The sequence below is a fragment of the Cupriavidus sp. CuC1 genome, from assembly GCF_044627735.1.
Lineage (GTDB): Bacteria > Pseudomonadota > Gammaproteobacteria > Burkholderiales > Burkholderiaceae > Cupriavidus > Cupriavidus ulmosensis.
Genome location: NZ_JBIUHC010000394.1, coordinates 1 through 972 on the forward strand (window position 1 = coordinate 1; position 972 = coordinate 972).

General features: G+C 52.9%; 1 tRNA gene and 2 rRNA genes. All 3 read left to right on the forward strand.

Features of this window, described 5'->3' with window-relative positions:
* Positions 1 to 539: ribosomal RNA gene (locus ACGLHR_RS51855) — 23S ribosomal RNA — on the forward strand; the annotation flags it as partial.
* A 94-nt stretch (positions 540 to 633) separates the two neighbouring features.
* A 5S ribosomal RNA gene (gene rrf / locus ACGLHR_RS51860) occupies positions 634 to 749 on the forward strand.
* 54 nt (positions 750 to 803) lie between these two features.
* Positions 804 to 880: transfer RNA gene (locus ACGLHR_RS51865), tRNA-Asp, on the forward strand.
* Positions 881 to 972: the final 92 nt, after the last annotated feature.

A 972-nucleotide genomic window follows, 5' to 3' on the forward strand; every position in this document is an offset into this window, starting at 1 on the left:
AGCAGGTGCGAAAGCAGGACATAGTGATCCGGTGGTTCTGAATGGAAGGGCCATCGCTCAACGGATAAAAGGTACTCCGGGGATAACAGGCTGATACCGCCCAAGAGTTCATATCGACGGCGGTGTTTGGCACCTCGATGTCGGCTCATCACATCCTGGGGCTGAAGTAGGTCCCAAGGGTATGGCTGTTCGCCATTTAAAGTGGTACGCGAGCTGGGTTTAGAACGTCGTGAGACAGTTCGGTCCCTATCTGCCGTGGGCGCTGGAGAACTGAGGGGGGCTGCTCCTAGTACGAGAGGACCGGAGTGGACGCATCACTGGTGTTCGGGTTGTCATGCCAATGGCACTGCCCGGTAGCTAAATGCGGAAGAGATAAGTGCTGAAAGCATCTAAGCACGAAACTTGCCCCGAGATGAGTTCTCCCTGACTCCTTGAGAGTCCTGAAGGAACGTTGAAGACGACGACGTTGATAGGCCGGGTGTGTAAGCGCAGCGATGCGTTGAGCTAACCGGTACTAATGAACCGTGAGGCTTAACCTTACAACGCCGAAGCTGTTTTGGCGGATGAGAGAAGATTTTCAGCCTGATACAGATTAAATCAGAACGCAGAAGCGGTCTGATAAAACAGAATTTGCCTGGCGGCCGTAGCGCGGTGGTCCCACCTGACCCCATGCCGAACTCAGAAGTGAAACGCCGTAGCGCCGATGGTAGTGTGGGGTCTCCCCATGCGAGAGTAGGGAACTGCCAGGCATCAAATTAAGCAGTAAGCCGGTCATAAAACCGGTGGTTGTAAAAGAATTCGGTGGAGCGGTAGTTCAGTCGGTTAGAATACCTGCCTGTCACGCAGGGGGTCGCGGGTTCGAGTCCCGTCCGTTCCGCCAAATTCACTCATGAAAATGAGTTCAGAGAACCGCAAGATTTTTAAGTTTGCGGTTTTTTTGCATTTAAATCCCGCTATTTCTTCGGTCTATGG